The organism is Sphingobium sp. TomTYG46 (genome assembly GCF_055396345.1).
The window spans coordinates 2641100-2658494 of the sequence record NZ_AP027324.1 but is presented as its reverse complement, the minus strand read 5'-3'; the positions used below and the strand labels follow the sequence as shown (position 1 = coordinate 2658494).

At 62.3% G+C, this 17395-nt stretch carries 19 protein-coding genes; 9 read left to right on the top strand and 10 right to left on the bottom strand.

Features of this window, described 5'->3' with window-relative positions; all coding sequences use genetic code 11:
- Positions 1-434: 434 nt before the first annotated feature.
- Both rpsT and mutM read right to left on the bottom strand, forming a co-directional pair.
- A complete protein-coding gene (gene rpsT, locus ACZ5YV_RS13395; protein ID WP_449470969.1) occupies positions 435-698 on the bottom strand; it encodes a 30S ribosomal protein S20 in 264 nt (87 codons plus the stop codon).
- 117 nt (positions 699-815) lie between these two features.
- Positions 816-1628: a bifunctional DNA-formamidopyrimidine glycosylase/DNA-(apurinic or apyrimidinic site) lyase gene (gene mutM / locus ACZ5YV_RS13390; protein WP_464788025.1), complete on the bottom strand. Its 813-nt coding sequence runs from the start codon at positions 1626-1628 to the stop codon at positions 816-818.
- Positions 1629-1748: 120 nt separating this feature from the next.
- Here mutM and ACZ5YV_RS13385 point away from each other — a divergent pair, with 120 nt between their 5' ends.
- From ACZ5YV_RS13385 to ACZ5YV_RS13360, 6 genes are all read left to right on the top strand, one after another.
- A complete protein-coding gene (locus ACZ5YV_RS13385; protein WP_464788024.1) occupies positions 1749-2480 on the top strand; it encodes a class I SAM-dependent methyltransferase in 732 nt (243 codons plus the stop codon).
- A gap of 140 nt (positions 2481-2620) precedes the next feature.
- On the top strand, positions 2621-4162 hold the full coding sequence (gene ubiB, locus ACZ5YV_RS13380) for a 2-polyprenylphenol 6-hydroxylase (RefSeq protein WP_464788023.1): 1542 nt from the start codon (positions 2621-2623) through the stop codon (positions 4160-4162).
- Positions 4159-5406: a bifunctional phosphopantothenoylcysteine decarboxylase/phosphopantothenate--cysteine ligase CoaBC gene (gene coaBC / locus ACZ5YV_RS13375; RefSeq protein WP_464788022.1), complete on the top strand. Its 1248-nt coding sequence runs from the start codon at positions 4159-4161 to the stop codon at positions 5404-5406. The genes ubiB and coaBC overlap by 4 nt, the downstream gene beginning before the upstream one ends.
- Positions 5381-5845 (top strand): dUTP diphosphatase, encoded by a 465-nt coding sequence (gene dut, locus ACZ5YV_RS13370; protein ID WP_449470964.1) that lies wholly within the window; start codon positions 5381-5383, stop codon positions 5843-5845. Before coaBC ends, dut begins: the two co-directional genes overlap by 26 nt.
- Positions 5842-6609, top strand: coding sequence for a HesA/MoeB/ThiF family protein (locus ACZ5YV_RS13365; protein WP_464788021.1), 768 nt, complete (start codon positions 5842-5844; stop codon positions 6607-6609). Before dut ends, ACZ5YV_RS13365 begins: the two co-directional genes overlap by 4 nt.
- Entirely contained in the window at positions 6597-6962 is a 366-nt protein-coding gene (locus ACZ5YV_RS13360) for a DsrE family protein (RefSeq protein ID WP_464788020.1), read from the top strand. Before ACZ5YV_RS13365 ends, ACZ5YV_RS13360 begins: the two co-directional genes overlap by 13 nt.
- On the opposite strand, the gene ACZ5YV_RS13355 is transcribed toward ACZ5YV_RS13360, so the two are convergent.
- The 3 genes from ACZ5YV_RS13355 to ACZ5YV_RS13345 all read right to left on the bottom strand — a co-directional run bounded on the left by ACZ5YV_RS13355 (position 6963) and on the right by ACZ5YV_RS13345 (position 9645).
- The gene (locus ACZ5YV_RS13355) at positions 6963-7982 is read right to left on the bottom strand and encodes a M48 family metallopeptidase (protein ID WP_464788019.1); all 1020 of its coding nucleotides are present in this window, start codon (positions 7980-7982) and stop codon (positions 6963-6965) included.
- A 59-nt stretch (positions 7983-8041) separates the two neighbouring features.
- Entirely contained in the window at positions 8042-9127 is a 1086-nt protein-coding gene (locus tag ACZ5YV_RS13350; protein WP_464788018.1) for a YjgN family protein, read from the bottom strand.
- A gap of 80 nt (positions 9128-9207) precedes the next feature.
- Positions 9208-9645 (bottom strand): ExbD/TolR family protein, encoded by a 438-nt coding sequence (locus tag ACZ5YV_RS13345; protein WP_464788017.1) that lies wholly within the window; start codon positions 9643-9645, stop codon positions 9208-9210.
- Positions 9646-9806: 161 nt separating this feature from the next.
- Here ACZ5YV_RS13345 and thrS point away from each other — a divergent pair, with 161 nt between their 5' ends.
- From thrS to ACZ5YV_RS13330, 3 genes are all read left to right on the top strand, one after another.
- Positions 9807-11789 carry a threonine--tRNA ligase gene (gene thrS, locus ACZ5YV_RS13340; RefSeq protein ID WP_464789234.1) on the top strand — a complete coding sequence of 661 codons (1983 nt, stop codon included), beginning with the start codon at positions 9807-9809 and terminating at the stop codon, positions 11787-11789.
- A 125-nt stretch (positions 11790-11914) separates the two neighbouring features.
- Positions 11915-12448 carry a translation initiation factor IF-3 gene (infC, locus tag ACZ5YV_RS13335; protein WP_449470959.1) on the top strand — a complete coding sequence of 178 codons (534 nt, stop codon included), beginning with the start codon at positions 11915-11917 and terminating at the stop codon, positions 12446-12448.
- Positions 12449-12656: 208 nt separating this feature from the next.
- On the top strand, positions 12657-13040 hold the full coding sequence (locus ACZ5YV_RS13330) for a VOC family protein (RefSeq protein WP_464788016.1): 384 nt from the start codon (positions 12657-12659) through the stop codon (positions 13038-13040).
- A gap of 54 nt (positions 13041-13094) precedes the next feature.
- Here the strand turns inward: ACZ5YV_RS13330 and ACZ5YV_RS13325 are convergent, their stop codons facing one another.
- From ACZ5YV_RS13325 to ACZ5YV_RS13305, 5 genes are all read right to left on the bottom strand, one after another.
- Positions 13095-14207: a zinc-binding dehydrogenase gene (locus ACZ5YV_RS13325; protein WP_464788015.1), complete on the bottom strand. Its 1113-nt coding sequence runs from the start codon at positions 14205-14207 to the stop codon at positions 13095-13097.
- A 12-nt stretch (positions 14208-14219) separates the two neighbouring features.
- Positions 14220-14891, bottom strand: a complete 672-nt coding sequence (gene msrA, locus ACZ5YV_RS13320) for a peptide-methionine (S)-S-oxide reductase MsrA (RefSeq protein WP_464788014.1) — start codon at positions 14889-14891, stop codon at positions 14220-14222.
- On the bottom strand, positions 14878-15045 hold the full coding sequence (locus tag ACZ5YV_RS13315) for a hypothetical protein (RefSeq protein WP_464788013.1): 168 nt from the start codon (positions 15043-15045) through the stop codon (positions 14878-14880). Before ACZ5YV_RS13315 ends, msrA begins: the two co-directional genes overlap by 14 nt.
- A gap of 286 nt (positions 15046-15331) precedes the next feature.
- Complete coding sequence (locus ACZ5YV_RS13310) at positions 15332-16534, bottom strand: pyridoxal phosphate-dependent aminotransferase (protein WP_464788012.1); 1203 nt, start codon at positions 16532-16534, stop codon at positions 15332-15334.
- Positions 16535-16762: 228 nt separating this feature from the next.
- Positions 16763-17386 carry an aminotransferase class IV gene (locus tag ACZ5YV_RS13305; RefSeq protein ID WP_464788011.1) on the bottom strand — a complete coding sequence of 208 codons (624 nt, stop codon included), beginning with the start codon at positions 17384-17386 and terminating at the stop codon, positions 16763-16765.
- Positions 17387-17395 lie beyond the last annotated feature (9 nt).

Genomic DNA, 17395 nt, shown 5'->3' with positions numbered 1-17395 from the left:
AAACAGTCGACCCCCATCAACTGTGCCCCTGCCGGGCAGGGACCATCAGACGCAAAAATCCATTTGGAAAAGCAGGAGCTTCCCCAACAAGTCTGCGCAAAAACAACCTAATGACGATCACCGGAATCGATTCGAGTGGCGATCAGAGGGGTGAAAATAGACAGGCAATCTTCGCCTGATCAAGGGCAAGGCCCTTCAAAAATATGAAATAAAGACGTTGACGCGGAAAACCGGGGAAAATGGCGAAATGAACAGAATATCACGCAAATTCAGATACTTAGCAAATATACACCTCTGTGCCCTTTTGCTCGAATCGTGAGGGAATCGCGGGAAACTGCGGATGTCCGTTACGGCCGCGTGACGGAATCATGAAAAAACCCGCCCCAGAGCGGGACGGGTTTTTCGACTTTTACGTGACGATCGAGTGAAGCGGCTCAGGCGAGCGCGCTAACCCGCTTCGTGAGACGGCCGAACTTACGAGCGGCAGTGTTCTTGTGCAGCACGCCGCGTGCGACGCCACGAGCCAGTTCAGGCTGGACGGACTGAAGCGCCGTGGCCGCAGCCGACTTGTCGCCAGCGGCGAGAGCGGATTCGACCTTCTTCACCAGGGTACGAATCCGGCTGATGCGGGCGCCGTTGATTTCGGCGCGGCGTGCGTTGCGGCGGATGCGCTTCTTGGCTTGCGGCGTATTGGCCATTTAAAGTCCTCGGTCTCGTCAAATCTCGTGAAAGGGTCAGCCGGAATCGCCAGCCGTCCCCCGTGAAGGTGCGCCCCTTACAGGGGATAAGCCCAAGCGTCAACGGGAAGGCGCGTGCTATTTCTGGCATTTCGGGCAGTAGAAGGTCGATCGCCCGCCGTCCACGCGTCGCCGGATCACGCCGCCACAGGCGCAGCTTTCGCCTTCCCGGCCATAGACGCGCCACTGTTTGGAGAAATAGCCAAGCTCCCCATCGGGCCGGGCATAATCGCGCAGGGTGGAACCTCCGGCCGCAATCGCGGCTGTCAGCACCTCCCGAATCGCGTCGGCCAGCAGCCCGAGCCGCGCCCGACTGATCCGCCCCGCCTCGCGCGTTGGGGAGATACCCGCCATGTTGAGCGCTTCGCAGACATAGATGTTGCCAAGCCCTGCCACGATTCGCTGATCGAGCAGCGCCGCCTTGATCGATGTCGCCTTCCCTTTCAGCACCTGTGCCAGATAGACAGCCGAAAAATCAGGTCCGAGTGGCTCCGGCCCCATGCGGGTGAAGGGACCGTAAGTCTGTGAGCCGTCGGTGCGCACGAGGTCGATGGAGCCGAAGCGGCGTGGATCGTTAAGGGAAAGCAGGTGGCCGCTTCCGGTCTCGATCAGAAGATGGTCGTGCGCCCCGATCTCCGCCGGGTCGATTCGCCAACGCCCCGACATGCCAAGATGAAAGATCAGCGTGTCGCCGCGATTGGTTTCAATAAGTCCATATTTGGCGCGGCGGGACAGCGATGTGACGGTCGCGCCCGTCAGCCGCTGCCGCAAATCGACAGGTATGGGGAAGCGGAGATCCGCGCGGCGTGGTTCGACACGGGTCAGAACCGCGCCCTCCAGCACCGACCGAAGGCCAGCGACCGTGGTTTCGACTTCGGGCAGTTCAGGCATTCAAATCTCTCTTGGATAGCGATCGGATCGTCAGGCCGAATTATGCCGACAAGTCACTGAACATTTTCGCCGATCTGGGGTGTTTCCACCGGACATGCAAATGCTCTAGGAGGCTGGCCTATGAACGACACTGCTTCTTTCGGCTATCGCGACGTGGATGCCTCTGAAAAACAGGGGATGGTGCGCGCGGTCTTTTCCAATGTCGCGTCCAAATATGACCTGATGAACGACGCCATGTCCGTCGGCGCCCACCGGCTGTGGAAGGACCAGTTTGTCGGACGTGTGAAGCCGCGCAAGGATGAAGCGATCCTGGATATGGCGGGCGGCACCGGCGACATCGCCTTTCGCTTGGCCAAACATGGTGCACATGTCACCGTGTCCGACATCAACCCGGAAATGCTGGCGGTGGGCGTCGAGCGCGCGAAGAAGAAGGGCCTGGAAGGGCTGATCTGGTCGGAGCAGAATGCGGAAGAACTGACGTTCAAGGACCGCAGCTTCGACGCCTATACGATCGCCTTTGGCATCCGCAATGTGACGCATATCGACAAGGCGCTGCGGGAAGCGCATCGCGTTCTGAAATTTGGCGGGCGCTTCTTTTGCCTGGAATTTTCCACGACAACGTGGCCGGGCTTTGCCGATGTGTATGACGTCTATTCACATCGGCTGGTGCCGAAACTCGGCAAGCTGCTCGCTGATGATGAGGACAGCTATCGGTATCTGATCGAATCGATCCGGCGCTTTCCGCCGATGCCTGAATTCGAGCGGATGATCCGCGAGGCGGGCTTCGTGCAGACGAAGGTCGAGCCGATCCTTGGTGGGTTGGTGGCGATCCATTCGGGGTGGAAGATTTGATGGTGGGGCACTCAATAAGCCCCTCCCCTTCAGGGGAGGGGCGAGCAACGCGAGCGACTGCCTACGCGAGGTCAGAGCAGCGCCGCTTCCGCGGCGCGCCCACCCCCAGCCCCTCCCGCCTGCGGGAGGGGAGCAGGTAGATGCCATCCCACATTACGCATATCTGGCGGCTGCTGAAATGGGGCCGGACGCTGGCGCGGCATGGGGCGCTGCGGGGGATTGAGCGCGATCCGTTGACGCCTACGCCCGTGAGGCGGCTGGTGCGGTTGGCGCGGGTGGGCGCGCGGGTGCCCAGGCAGCCCCGCTATGCCGATGCCTTTCAGGCGATCGGGCCTGCGGCGATCAAGCTGGGACAGACGCTAGCGACCCGTCCTGATCTGGTTGGGGAAGAGGCTGCGGACGACCTTTTGCGGTTGCAGGACGCGCTGCCGCCCGTGCCTTTCGCGACCATTCGCACGCAGATAGAGCAGAGTTTCGGGCGTCCGCTGGAGAGCATCTATACCAGCTTCGACGAGGCGCCGGTGGGCGCCGCATCGATCGCGCAGGTGCATCGCGCCATCACCACCGACGGCCGTGATGTCGCGGTGAAGGTGATCCGGCCAGGCGTCACGGACCAGTTCAACCGCGACATCCAGACCTATGAATGGGCCGCTGCCCATGTCGAAATGTTGGGGGGCGAGGTCGCGCGATTGCGGCCGCGCCTGGTCATCGCCAACATGAAGCGCTGGACCGCGCGCGAGTTGGACTTGCGCCGCGAAGCCGCTTCGGCATCCGAATTGGCCGAGGCGATGGAGGCGATGCCGGGCTATCGCGTGCCCATGATCGATTGGGATCGCACGACCGGCAAGGTCATGACGATGGAGTGGATCGACGGGATCAAGATTTCCGATCGAGACGCCCTGATCGCGGCGGGTCATGATGTGAAGGAACTGGGCGCGCGGCTGGTCAACGCTTTCCTGCGGCAGGCGATTGCCGAGGGATTTTTCCACGCCGACATGCATCAGGGAAATCTGTTCGTCACCGCCAATGGCGACATTGTGGCGATCGACTTCGGCATCATGGGGCGGATCGACCGGCGCGCGCGCATGTGGCTGGCGGAGATTCTCTACGGCCTGATTACCGGCAACTACAAGCGGGTCGCCGAAATCCATTTCGAGGCGCAATATGTGCCCGGTCATCATAATGTGGAGGAATTCGCGACCGCGCTACGCGCCGTGGGCGAGCCGATGCGGGGCAAGCCGGTGCGCGAACTATCGGTCGGGGGCATGCTGGACGGGCTGTTCGCCATCACCCGCGATTTCGACATGCAGACGCAGCCGCACCTGCTGCTGCTCCAGAAGACCATGGTGATGGTGGAGGGCGTGGCGACCGCGCTCGATCCCGACATCAACCTGTGGGAGACGAGCGGCCCCTATGTGAAGGAGTGGCTGCGCGCGGAACTGGGGCCGGAGGCCAAGGCCGCCGATGCGCTGATCGAAAATTGGCGGACGCTCCAGCGGCTGCCCGGCCTAGTGCGGCGGATCGAGGAGGCGTTTCCCGAGAAGGGCGGTGCGCCGCCGCCGCCGCCGCTGACCGAAGTCAGGCTGATCCGCATTGGCGGGGGATGGCGCTATGCCGCCGTGGCGGGAATGGCCGCGATGACTGGAGCGGTCGTTACGGCCCTGCTACATCTACAACTATGACTCAGCGCCGCATCCTCCTGATCGTCGCCGGTGGTATCGCCGCCTACAAGTCGTTGGAGCTGGTGCGGCTGCTCAGGAAGCGCGGCATGGCGGTGCGCGCCGTGCTGACCGAGAGCGCCACCAATTTCGTGACGCCGCTATCCTTGGGCGTGCTGACCGAGGATCATGTCTATGGTGACATGTTCGACCTGAAAGAAGAGCGGGAGATCGGGCATATCCAGCTGAGCCGTCAGGCTGATCTGGTCGTCGTCGCGCCCGCGACGGCGAACATTCTCGCCAAGATGGCGAATGGCATTGCCGATGATCTGGCAACGACGCTGCTGCTGGCGACCGACAAGGCGGTGCTGGCGGTGCCCGCGATGAATGTGCGCATGTGGCATCATGCAGCGACGCAACGGAATTTGACGCGCTTGCATGCCGATGGCATCCATCTGATGGAGCCGGATAGCGGCGAGATGGCCTGTGGCGAGTTCGGCAAGGGGCGTCTACCTGAACCCGAAGCGATCGTGGAAGAGATTGAGCGGTTGCTTGAGCGTCCGGCGGTTAAAGATCCGCTTGCCGGTCAGCCGGATTTTGAGGGCGCGGAACTGCCGCTTAAAGGGCGGCATATTCTGGTTACCGCCGGACCGACGCATGAGCCGATCGACCCGGTGCGCTACATCGCCAATCGCTCTTCGGGGAAGCAGGGCTTTGCCGTCGCGGCGGCGGCGGCGCGGGCTGGTGCGCGGGTGACTTTGGTCGCGGGGCCGGTGCATCTGCCGACGCCTGCGGGCGTGGATCGCGTCGATGTGGAAACCGCGCGGGAGATGCTGGCGGCGGTCGAGGGCGCGCTGCCCGCTGATGTGGCGATCATGGTGGCGGCGGTTGCCGACTGGCGCACGGCTGACGCTTGCGAACAGAAGCTGAAGAAGGATGGGTCAGGAAAGCCTGCGCCGCTCGCGCTGGTGGAGAATCCTGACGTTCTGGGCACCTTGGGCAAACATGCGGGGCGCCCTGCCCTGCTGATCGGTTTTGCTGCCGAGACCGAGAAGGTTGCCGAGCATGCTGAGGCCAAGCTGGCGCGCAAGGGTGCGGACTGGATCATCGCCAATGACGTGTCAGGTGACGTGATGGGCGGCGACAGCAACAGCGTGCATATCGTCACGGCGAACGGCATCGAAAGCTGGGAGCATTTGCCCAAGGATGCCGTCGCCACCCGAATCATCGAAAAGGTTGCTCATGTCCTCCCCTCTCTCTCCGATTGAAATCCGTCTGAAGCGCCTGCCCCATGGTGAGGGGCTACCGGTGCCTGCCTATGCCACCGAGCATGCGGCTGGCATGGACGTGGTGGCCGCCGAGGATGTGATCATCGTGCCGGGCGGGCGGCATGCCGTGGCGACGGGCTTCGCTATGGCGATTCCCGATGGCTATGAGGTGCAGGTGCGGCCACGGTCGGGGCTGGCGCTGAAGCATGGGATCAGCCTGCCCAATACGCCTGGTACGATCGATGCCGATTATCGGGGGGAATTGAAGGTCATCCTCATCAACCTTGGCGCTGAACCTTTCGTCATTTCACGCGGTGACCGCATCGCGCAGCTGGTGGCGGCGCCGGTGCAAGTGGCGCGCTTTGCCGAGGTCGAGGAACTGGACGAAACGGTCAGGGGTTCGGGTGGTTTCGGATCGACGGGAGTGAGTAGCTCATGACCTTTTCCGATGAGCAGCTGGAGCGCTACGCCCGCCATATCGTCCTCAAGGAGATTGGCGGCGCGGGTCAGGCGCGGCTGCTGTCGGCCGATGTCGCGGTGATCGGCGCGGGCGGGATCGGTAGCCCCGCTATCCTCTATCTCGCGGCGGCAGGCGTTGGCACGATCAGGGTCATTGACGATGATCATGTCGCGCTTTCCAATTTGCAGCGGCAGGTGCTCTTTGGCACCGACGACATCGGTGTCGCGAAGGCCGAGGGCGCAATGGCGGCGGTGGCGCGGCTCAACCCCGATGTGAAGCTGATCCCCATCAATGCGCGGATCGATGCGGACAATGCCGCGCTCATGCTGCGGGACGCGGATGTCGTTCTGGATGGGTGCGACAGTTTCACGACGCGGTTGGCAGTGGCGGACTGCGCGCAGCGGTTGCGCATCCCATTGGTGTCGGCGGCGGTCGGGCCGTTCGAGGGGCAGCTCGCAACCTATCGCGGCTGGGACGCCGATCAGCCCTGCTATCGCTGCCTAGTCGGCGATCCGCAGGATGCGCCGGAGCGGAACTGCGCCGAGACAGGCGTGATTGGCGCTCTTACCGGCGTGATGGGAAGCCTGGCCGCGCTGGAAGTCATTCGCGCGCTGGTGCCCTTCGGCACGGACATGGCGGGCAAGCTGCTGCTCGCCGACCTGCTCTCAATGCGGTTCCGGACGGTCAGCGTCGCCAAGGACCCCGGCTGCAAGGCGTGTACCGCTGAACTATGCGCGAGCTGAGGATTGTCGTCGCCACGGCTGACGCAGAGCGGCTACGCGGCGCACTGGTGCTGGCAAGCGCGCAGGCGGCGTTAGGTGGGGCGGCCAGCATCTTCCTGCAACTGGATGCGGTGGCGCTGCTGCGGCAAACCGCTCAAGCGCCAGAGGATGCCGCACATCTCGCGGCGGGCCTGCCTTCTCTCAGCCAATTGATCACCGAGGCTTTGGCGCTGGATGTCACCATCCTTGCTTGCCAGAGCGGCATGGCGCTGCATGATGTCGTCGCCAGTGAATTGCCGGATGGAATTTCCGTCAGCGGTCCTATAGCCTTTCTTCAGCAGACCGGGGATCAGGCGCGGCTGCTCTTCGCCTGATCAGAAGGCTTTCCCCCAGAATTTGGCAACCTTGGCGTCGGCCGCGCAGGAGGAGCGCAGCGCCTGCCATGCAACGCGATCGAGCGCCGGGCGATAGGCCGAACCCGGCTTGACCGCGTCAGCGAAACGGCGGCGACGATCGGCGGAGAGCGGGTGTGAGGAGAGCCATGTCATGGCCCTTTCCCCCCGATCTGCCTCCTTGCCGCCAAGCTTTTCGAAGAAGGCCGCGGTCGCGGCGGGCGAAATGCTGGCGGCGCGCATCTGATCGATGGCGACGCTGTCTGCTGCCGCTTCAGCCTCCCGCCCATAGCTGAGCGCAAGCACACCGTTCAGGTAGCTGCCCGCACCGCCCCCCGCTCCGCCGAGCACAGCGCTAAGGCCAAGTTGGCGGACAAGGCCGGTCAATGTGTCACGGTGACGAACATGGCCCAGTTCATGGCCAAGGACACCCGCGACCTCGTCGGGCAAGCCGGCCTGCTGGATGAGGCCGTCGAACAGGATGATGCGGCCGCCGGGCAGCGTTACCGCATTGACCATCGGGATGTTGGCAAGCGTGATTTCGCGCGCTTCATGATGGGGATCGATCCTCTCTGCCAACGTCCGCAACGCGGCATCCCCGGCGGGCGTGTGGCAGAAGCGGCCGCCAAAATCCCCGACCATGGTATCGCCCATCCGGTTTTCCCAGGATTGCGGGATCAGCGGGGCGATGGCGCCGGGGGCTTCAAGTGCACCCCAGACAACCAGTCCCGCCACAACCGTGAACAGCCCGGCCGCACGCCAGAAGCCGAAGCGGTCGATCCAGCGGCCATAGCGTTCGCCCCGGGGCAGATGCGCGGACAGACCCGCTGGCGGCTCTCCTGAAAAACCCATGCGCCATCCGGGAATGGCGCTGTGCCCATAGGTAGAACGCCCGCTGTCCGCGCCGATCACGGTCAGGTCGGACCAGATGGCTGGCGCACCAGCCCATCCGCTTTCCGGCTCCTCCAGCACGAAACCGTCCCCGACCGGACGGAGAAGCACGCTCCGTCGGGTCGCGGTGATGCCGTCATAATGCCAGAGCCGGAAATCGGGCAGGCCGGTCAGAAGGCACCTACGTCGAGCGCGTCGAGCAGGCCTTCGCCATGGCGGCTGGTCTTCGTCTGCGACTGGGTGAGATCGTCGGTATAGATTTCGCCCGTTGCGTTCATGTGGGTGATAAAGAATTTCCAGTGGCGATATTGGAGGAAGATCGACCCGATACCGAGGGTGCAGACGACCAGCGCGATGTCGCCGAAGAACAAGGCAAGCCAATCGTCCGTACTGGCCTCAAAGGAAAATTCCAGGCCAGCGAGGGTCAGGTTGCCGATCGTTTCGCGCAGGAAGGCCGCATAATAAGCGAGCGCGATGAGGCCAAGCAAAGCATAGACGCCCACGAAGATGACGATGAATGACAGGATGCGCAGCACCGGCGGGAAGCTGGATGTCACCCAAACGCCGCCAATGGCTCCTCCGAAAGTGCCCGCAATCGCGACGCCGAGCAGGACGAAAAGCAGCGGAGCAAGATAGAAAAGCAGGAACCTCTTCATGAGCGGCCTTGCGCGACCGACCGCAACGAATGGATGCGAGCCGAAGCTCATCGCGTTCATGCGCCGGTTCCAGAGCGAAACCATCGACCATGGGATGAGGAGGCCCAAGGGTATGTAGGACACTATGGTGCGCCACATATATTGCAGGCCGAAGCCGAAGCCGCTGTTGTCGGCGCCCCCTCTGATCCCGTGCCACCAGGTGCGGCTGAACCGATAGCGGAGCGCGCGGAAGCGGGCGACGCCCGTGAGGTAAAAGATAGTGAAGGCCGCCGCCATGGTGAGCACAGCCGCGAGGCCCGCATGTCCCCGAAGAACCAGCGCCTGCGCGCCGAACTGAAGAAACAGGAAGGGCACGCCCATGAGCAGCAGCACCATCAGGAATCCCAGCAACAACTCCTTACCGGTGCCCGTCCATTCAAGCCGATCGTCGATGAAGCGCGTGTTCGACCAGAGGTAGCGCCGCGTTCGCGTGGTGGCCCAGAAACGATAGATGCCCAGTGTGACGATCGTCAGCAGCAGGTTGGTAAAAGCGATGGGCGCATATTCGCGCCAGCTTCCTTCAAAGGCGAAGCTCTCGCCGTAAAAGCGTTCCTGATCCATGATCCCCCCTGTAGTCCCCGACAGCAGAAGACTATGAGCCGGGCGACTGGTCAAGAGGGATCATATTGGCGGTCCTTCCGTCAGAAGGTGGCGTAGCGCTCGTTACCAACAAAGCCCATATTCTTGACGCCCGCTCGGCGAATGTCGGCGAGCACTTCGTCCACCACGACATAGCGGGCGTCAGCGGCGGGCTGGAACTGCAACTCCGGTTCGACAGGCTTCGCAAGGGACGCGGCGAGATATTGGCGCAGAGTGAGCCGATCGATTGCCGCCCCGTTCCAGCGCAGCAACCCTTCCCCATCGATCGTCAGCCTGTTCTTGACTGGATTTACCGGCGGCTGCGTCACCGTGTCAGGCGTTTGGGGAAGGTCGACGCCGACACTGTGGGTCTGGATCGGTATCGTGATGATGAACATGATCAGCAGCACTAGCATCACGTCGATCAATGGGGTGGTATTCATCTCGCCCATCGGTTGTTCGGGCACAGACGTGTTGGATTGCGCAAAGCTTGAAGCCATGAACCCCTCCTGTTGAATGATATATCAACACATTCATCTTGCCTGGTGCGGAGATGCTTGGCAAGAGCCCTTCTATTGACAGACGGGGCCGCCCATTTATGGGGAAAGCGCGGCATTTTGCGCTGCCATCCAATCACAGAAAGACTTGTCCCTTGTCCGCGATGCTCAAGATCACCCTGCCCGACGGTTCCGTGCGTGAAGTCGCGCCCGGCACTACTCCGGCGGATATTGCAGCGGCGATCGGGCCGGGTCTGGCCAAGGCGGCTATCGCGGCGCGGGTGGATGGCGAGCTGCGCGATATCATGCGGCCTTTGGAAGGCGACGCGCAACTCGCGCTGGTGACGAGCAGGGATGAGGCGGACGCGCTGGAACTGGCGCGACATGACTTTGCGCATCTGCTGGCGGAGGCCGTGCAGGCTTTGTTTCCGGGGACGCAGATCACTTTCGGCCCGGCGACGGACGACGGCTTCTACTATGACTTCGCGCCCAAGGATCGGCCGTTCACCGAAGAGGACCTGCCGGCGATCGAAGCGAAGATGCGGGAGCTGATCGCCGCCGACAAACCGCTGCGCCGCGAGGTGTGGACACGCGAGGACCTGATCGCGCGCTGGAAGGCGGAAGGCGAGACGTTCAAGGCGGAATGGGCGGCCGAGCTGCCCGAGGGTGAGGAACTGACGGTTTACTGGTCCGGTGGCCAATGGCTCGACATGTGCCGGGGGCCGCATCTGGCTTCGACCGGCAAGCTCGACCCCAACGCCTTCAAGCTGACCCGCGTTTCTGGCGCTTATTGGCGTGGCGATCAGAAGAATGCGATGCTCTCGCGCATTTACGGCACCGGCTGGCTCAACAAGAAGCAGCTCGATGCGCACCTCACGCGCCTCGAAGAAGCGGGCAAGCGCGACCATCGCAAGCTGGGCGCAGAGATGGACCTGTTCCACCTTCAGCAGGAGGCGCATGGCTCGGTCTTCTGGCATCCCAAGGGCTATTTGATCTGGCGCGAGCTGGAAGCCTATATGCGCCGCGCCATCGACGATGCGGGCTATCGCGAAGTCAAGACGCCGCAGGTGATGGACGCGCGCCAGTGGGAGCAATCCGGTCATTGGGGCAAATATCGCGAAAATATGTTCGTGATTCCCGACGAGGTGCCGAATGTCGAGGATGAAGGGCCGCTGGTGTCCGACGATGTCGACTGGATGGCGCTCAAGCCCATGAATTGCCCGGCACATATTTTGATCTTCAAGCAGGGGATCAAAAGCTATCGCGACCTGCCGTTGCGTTTCTATGAGAATGGCTGCTGCCATCGCAACGAGCCGCATGGCGCGCTGCACGGGTTGATGCGGGTGCGGCAATTCACGCAGGATGACGCGCATATCTTCTGCCGTGAGGACCAGATCGTGGCGGAGGTGCGGGCCTTCTGCGAACTGGCAGACCGGATCTACAAGAATTTCGGCTTCACTTACTCGATCAAGCTAGCGCTGCGCCCGGAGAAGCGCTTCGGCACCGAGGAAATGTGGGACAAGGCGGAGGAGGAACTGCGCAACGCGGTCGCTGCCGCCGGGCTGAACACGCCCGAATATGGCTGGGAAGAATTGCCGGGAGAAGGCGCCTTCTATGCGCCCAAGCTGGAATGGCATCTGACCGATGCGATCGGGCGGACCTGGCAGGTGGGCACGATCCAGTCCGACCGGGTGCTGCCGGAGCGACTCGACGCGTCCTATGTGGGTGAAGATGGCGAGCGGCATCGGCCGGTGATGCTCCATCGGGCGATTTTCGGGTCCTATGAGCGGTTCATCGGCATACTGATCGAACATTATGCAGGCAAATTCCCGCTCTGGCTGGCGCCGGTGCAGGCGGTTGTCGCAACCATCGTTTCGGACGCGGATGACTATGCGAACGCGGTGGTGGAAAAGCTTCGCACCGCCGGAATCCGCGCCGAAGTCGATGTTCGCAACGAGAAGATCAACTATAAGGTGCGCGAGCATAGCCTTGCCAAAGTGCCCAATTTGCTGGTTGTCGGCCGTCGCGAGGCCGATGAAGGCACGGTGGCGCTGCGTGAGTTGGGCAAGGAGGGGCAAAGCGTCCTTGCGGTCGATGATGTAATCACCCGTCTTGCAAAAGAGGTACTCGCCCCCGATATGCAGTGAGGCAGCGATGCCACATGGGGCCGGTGATTCCGTAACTGCGGACTTGCCGCCCCTTTCGGCTTTGCGCTAAAGGCCGCCAGAGCCGTTTTGGAACAACCATAGGAGAAGCCGCTATACGTCCCCCAATGATGCGCCGCCCGATGGCGCCGCCGCCTAAGTCCGGTCCCCGTTACAATGAGTTCATCACCGTGCCCAAGGTGCGCGTGATCGACGACGAAGGCGAAAATCTGGGCGTGATGTTGACGCAGGAGGCCATGGAGCGCGCTTACGAACTGGGCCTGGACCTGGTCGAAGTGTCGCCGACCGCCGATCCGCCGGTCTGCAAGTTCCTCGACATCGGCAAGTTCAAATATGAGGCCCAGAAAAAGGCCAATATTGCCCGCAAGACCCAGAAGACGCAGGAACTCAAAGAGATCAAGATGCGTCCGAACATCGACGATCATGACTATGATACGAAGATGAAGAAGGTCCATGATTTCATCGGCGACGGCGACAAGGTGAAGATCACCCTGCGCTTCCGTGGCCGCGAACTGTCACACCAGCAGCTCGGCATGCAGCTGCTCCAGCGCGTGGCGGAGAATGTCGGCGAGATCGCGAAGGTCGAAGCCTATCCGCGCATGGAAGGCCGCCAGATGCTGATGGTGCTGGCGCCGAAATAAGGCTTGCCGGTTTTGGCGGATGCATTTCGGGCGGGGTCTGGGGTTCAGGCTCCGCCCATTTGCTGTGGTTCAGCGGAGATAGGCTGCGACCTCATCGCGTCTCCCCAATGCGTTGGATATTTCCGGCTTCCATTATTCGAAGCCTTTCCTAAACTAGCCAGTGAGCGCGGTTGGTTGCCAATCGCTCAAAATGGCAGAGAGGATGCATATGTTCAGCCACATCATGGTTGGTGCCGACGACATTCAGAAATCCAAGCAATTTTACGATGCGACGCTGGGCGCTCTGGGCGTCTCGCCGGGTTTCATCGACGACAAGGGCCGTGTCTTCTACATGACGCCGACCGGCGCGTTTGCCATTTCCAAGCCGCTCAACGGTGAACCGGCCTGCGCGGCCAATGGCGGAACCATCGGCTTTTCGGTCTCTTCGCCTGAGCAGGCCGATGCATGGCATGCGGCGGGGATCGCGGCAGGCGGCACAACTTGCGAAGATCCGCCGGGTGTTCGTGACGGCGGCATGGGCAAACTGTACCTAGCCTATCTGCGCGACCCGGCAGGCAACAAGCTGTGCGTGCTGCACCAGATGGCGGCCTGACAGTTTCAGACTTCAGGAGCACGGCGTGGCGCTCCTGAACTCCCGCACTTCAAATCAGTTCGGAACGATCAGATATTTCTCGCCGGTGCGCCGGGCATTGTAGGTGAGCACGGCTTCACGGCTGAGCGCTTCGGACAGCGAGATATGGCCCTTATAGTGGCTGGCGAAGGTGGTCGTGATATTGTCCATCACGCGCCGCTTCATCCGTTCAATCGTTTCCGGTCCCGCCTTTTGCAGGAAGGGGAAGAGCAGCCAGCCGCCAACAGACCAGCCGAAGCCAAAGCTACGCGTCAGGATGGTGGGCGAAAGGTCCAGCGCGCCGTAAATATAGGCTTGCTTGGGGCTGTCGGAACCATAGCGGCTGTAAGGCGCGTCCTTGCTGGCGACCTGTTCCATCGCGTGCAGTATCTGGCTGACCAGATTGCCGCCGCCGATCGCGTCGAAGGCGATGGTCGCGCCGGTTGCTGCGATGGCGGCTTCAAGCTGACCGGCGAACCCCTCTGCCGAACTGTTGACCACATGTTCCGCGCCAATGTCTTCGAGGATAGCCACCTGCGCGTCGTTGCGCACGATGTTCACCAGCGGAACGCCGTCTTCCTGAGCGATGCGCACCAGCATCTGGCCAAGGTTGGAGGCGGCGGCGGTGTGGACGATGGCCTTGTGCCCTTCCCGCTTCATGGTCTCCACAAAGCCGAGCGCCGTCATGGGGTTCACGAAGGCGGAAGCGCCCTGTTCCGCCGTCACCTCATCGGGCAGGACCATACAGGCGCGGGCGTTCACGACGCGATATTGCGCGAACATGCCGCCGCTGATCAGGGCGACGCGTTTGCCGAGCAGGGCCTGAGCTTCCGGGGATTCGCCAGCGGCGATGACGGTGCCAGCGCCTTCATTGCCGATCGTCATGGGCTGGCCCACTCGCCCCGCCAGCGCGCGACGGGCCGCGTCGGGCATAGGGGCGACGATCCGGCCTTCGCTGTAATCCGCGTTTTCAAGGTCGGCGGAAGCGAAAAGCAGGGCAAGGTCTGATGGGTTTATGGGTGCAGCTTCCACGCGGACCAGTACCTCGTCCGCCCGAGGCGGCGGTAGCGCCTCCTCCGCCAGTTCAACGATCAGCCGACCATCCGCATCCAAGGTCGATAGAAGCTTCAGTCCTTGGATCCGGGTCATGGCTATGTCCTTTTAGGCTGAGGGGCGGGCGCTGTAGAGGTTGGGGTACATCGCCTTGAACGCGGCGAGCTTGGGCATGTCCCAACGCTTGATATAGGGATGGCGCGGGTTACGGGTCAGGAAATCCTGATGATAGGCGTCCGCGGACTGGAAGCCGGTGAAACGCTCGACCTTCGTCACGATCGGGTCGCGCCAAAGTCCCGCCTTGTCCAGTTGCGCCAGATAAGCGCGAGCGGCCTTGTCCTGCCCCGGAGTGAGGGGAAAGAGCGCGCTGCGATATTGAGTGCCGCGATCGGGGCCTTGATAATTGAGTGTAGTGGGGTCCGCGATCACCGAGAAGAATACTCGCAGCAATGTGCCGTAGCTCACCTGTCGGGGATCGTAGGTGACGCGGACGGCTTCGGCGAAACCCGTGTCGCCCTGGCTGACGCGGTCATAGTCGATCTTGAGGTTGGCAGGGCCGCCAGAAAAACCGGAGGTGACGAGACGCACACCCTTGATGTGGGAAAAGACGCCCTCGACTCCCCAGAAGCAGCCGCCAGCAAAAACTGCGGTCTCCAGCTTTCGGGTTGCCGGGGCATCTATTGCGGGTGCCGGGGCCAATACGGGGCGCTCAGCGCGCAGGGGAGAGGCGACGGCGGCGGCCGCAGAGAGGGCAAGGAGAAAGGCGTTAAAGGGCCGCATTTGAATTCGCCTCGGGAGCGCTGTCGGACGCGGCCATGGCCGGGGTCGTCAGGGCCGGAGGATCGGCGAGGTGGAGGGCGAAGACGCCAGCGGACCCGATCGCAAACCCGCCGAGAAAGCGCAGGAACAGGTCGGATCTCAGGAATGCCAGCATGGCCTTCTTCCTTTCTATCATTTCCCGGAAGGACGGGGATTAGCAGTGGGAGGGTTAGCCTTTGGTGAACGAGGCGGCCCATCCAGTTTCGAATTGAAATGGGATATAGGCAACCTCGTTCTGGCTGCAAGACGGTGCGCCGAACGAGAGTCCGTTTTTTTCGGAGAGGATGAAGGAAACGGCTTGTGTTGCGCGCTTTTTCCCCTCCACCAGCTTCGCTGTCGAACAGAGTCACGTGCCCCTTTTCGACACTCCCCATGCTCGGCATGGGGAGGGTTAAGGGGACTTATTTGAGGGCGGCGCAGGCTTCCTGGATACGCTTGCACGCCTTGGCCAGCACCTCTTCCGAAGTCGCATAGCTGATGCGGAAGGCAGGTGAGAGGCCGAAGGCGGCGCCGTGGACGGCGGCGACACGGGCTTCATCGAGGAAATAGCCGATCAGCTTTTCGTCGCTGTCGATCAGCTGGCCCTTGGGCGTGGTCTTGCCCATCACGCCGCTGGCGTCGGGATAGACGTAGAAAGCGCCTTCGGGCGTCGGGCAGTCGAGGCCCGGCGCGTCGTTCAGCATCGACACGACCATGTCGCGGCGCTTCTTGAAGGCGGCGTTGCGCTCTTCGAGGAAGTCCTGTTCGCCGGTCAGCGCTGCGACGGCGGCCGCCTGACTGATCGAGCAGGGGTTCGACGTGGACTGCGACTGGAGCTTGCCCATCGCCTTGATGATCCATTCGGGGCCACCGGCAAAACCGATGCGCCAGCCGGTCATCGAGAAAGCCTTGGAGCAGCCATTCACGGTCAGGGTGCGATCGTAGAGATCCGGGCACACCTGCGCGATGGTCGCGAAGGGGGTCGGCGCGTACCAGACATGCTCATACATGTCGTCGGTCATGATGAGGACGTGTGGGTGACGACGCAGCACTTCGCCCAAATCCTTCAGCTCACTGGCCGAATAGGCCGCGCCCGAGGGGTTGGAGGGCGAGTTCAGGATCAGCCACTTGGTGCGCGGGGTGATCGCGGCATCAAGCTGAGCGGCGGTGATCTTGTAGCCCTGGCTCGCGGGGCCTTCGACGAAGACCGGAGTGCCGCCCGCGAAGTTCACGATGTCGGGATAGCTGACCCAATAGGGCGCCGGGATGATGACTTCATCGCCCACATCGACGCTCGCGACCAGCGCGTTGAACAAGGTGTGCTTGCCGCCCGAATTCACGCTGATCTGGCTGCGCTTGTAGGTCAGGCCATTGTCGCGCTGGAACTTGAATGCGACCGCGTCCTTGAGGTCGGCGGTGCCATCGACGTCGGTGTAGCGGGTCAGGTTCTTGCGGATGGCGGCGATGCCCGCTTCCTTGACGAAATCGGGCGTGTCGAAGTCGGGCTCGCCCGCCGAGAGACCAATGACATCGACGCCTTCGGCTTTGAGGGCATTCACACGCGCGCTCATCGCCAGCGTGGCGGAGGGCTGGATGCGGCCGAGGGCAGCGGAAGTCTGGCTCATCGTGACACTCTTTCTGAAGGATCGCTTTGAGTCCGCCTGGGCGGACGGGGGCTCCTTAGTGCGCTATGACTTTTGGGGCAACCGGGAGTTGGGGGTGGATGACCTGCATTCGGGTCACCGGCGTCATCCTGAACTTGTTTCAGGATCCATTTCTCCGGATCGAGCTTCGGCCGGTGGGGCATGATGGATCCTGAAACAAGTTCAGGATGACGATTAAAGTGAAGACCGCTACTTCACCAGTGACGCCGCTACCATGCCGCGTGCGGCGTTGCCGATGTAGAAGCCGTTTTCCAAGTCGCGGGGTTTCAGGTCCGCTTCGACGGCTTCGCCCATTTCGATGAGGCTGCGGCGGAGGACGCCGGGCAGGATGCCGCGTGAGAGGGGCGGCGTTATCAGCTTGTCGCCGCGTTCGACGAAGATGGAGGAGAAGCAGCCTTCGGTGAGGAAACCTTCGCGATCAGTCATCAGCACTTCATAGGTGCCGCCGCGTTTCAGGGCGTCGCGATAGACGGTGCGGTCTGTGGTCTTGTGCACGAGGCAAAGGTCATCGCCGGGCGCCGTCCGTGGCACGACCGCCACCTGCATGATCGCCTGCGGCCATGTGCGATGTTCGCGCACCTCAATGGCGATCGATCCCCCGCGGGACACGAGAAGGCGCAGGCGGCTGCGTTCGCGCAGGCGGAAGGTTGCGGCCTGGAGTTCGTTGCGGACATCGTGGCGGTCGAAGATGAAGTCGAGTGCCGTGGCGCTCTCCTTCAGCCGTTCCAGATGCAGTTCCAGCAGTCTGATGCCTTCGACCGGATCGAAAGCCATGGTTTCGAGCAGATCGAACCGTCCGTCAGCCAATGACATCGAAACTAA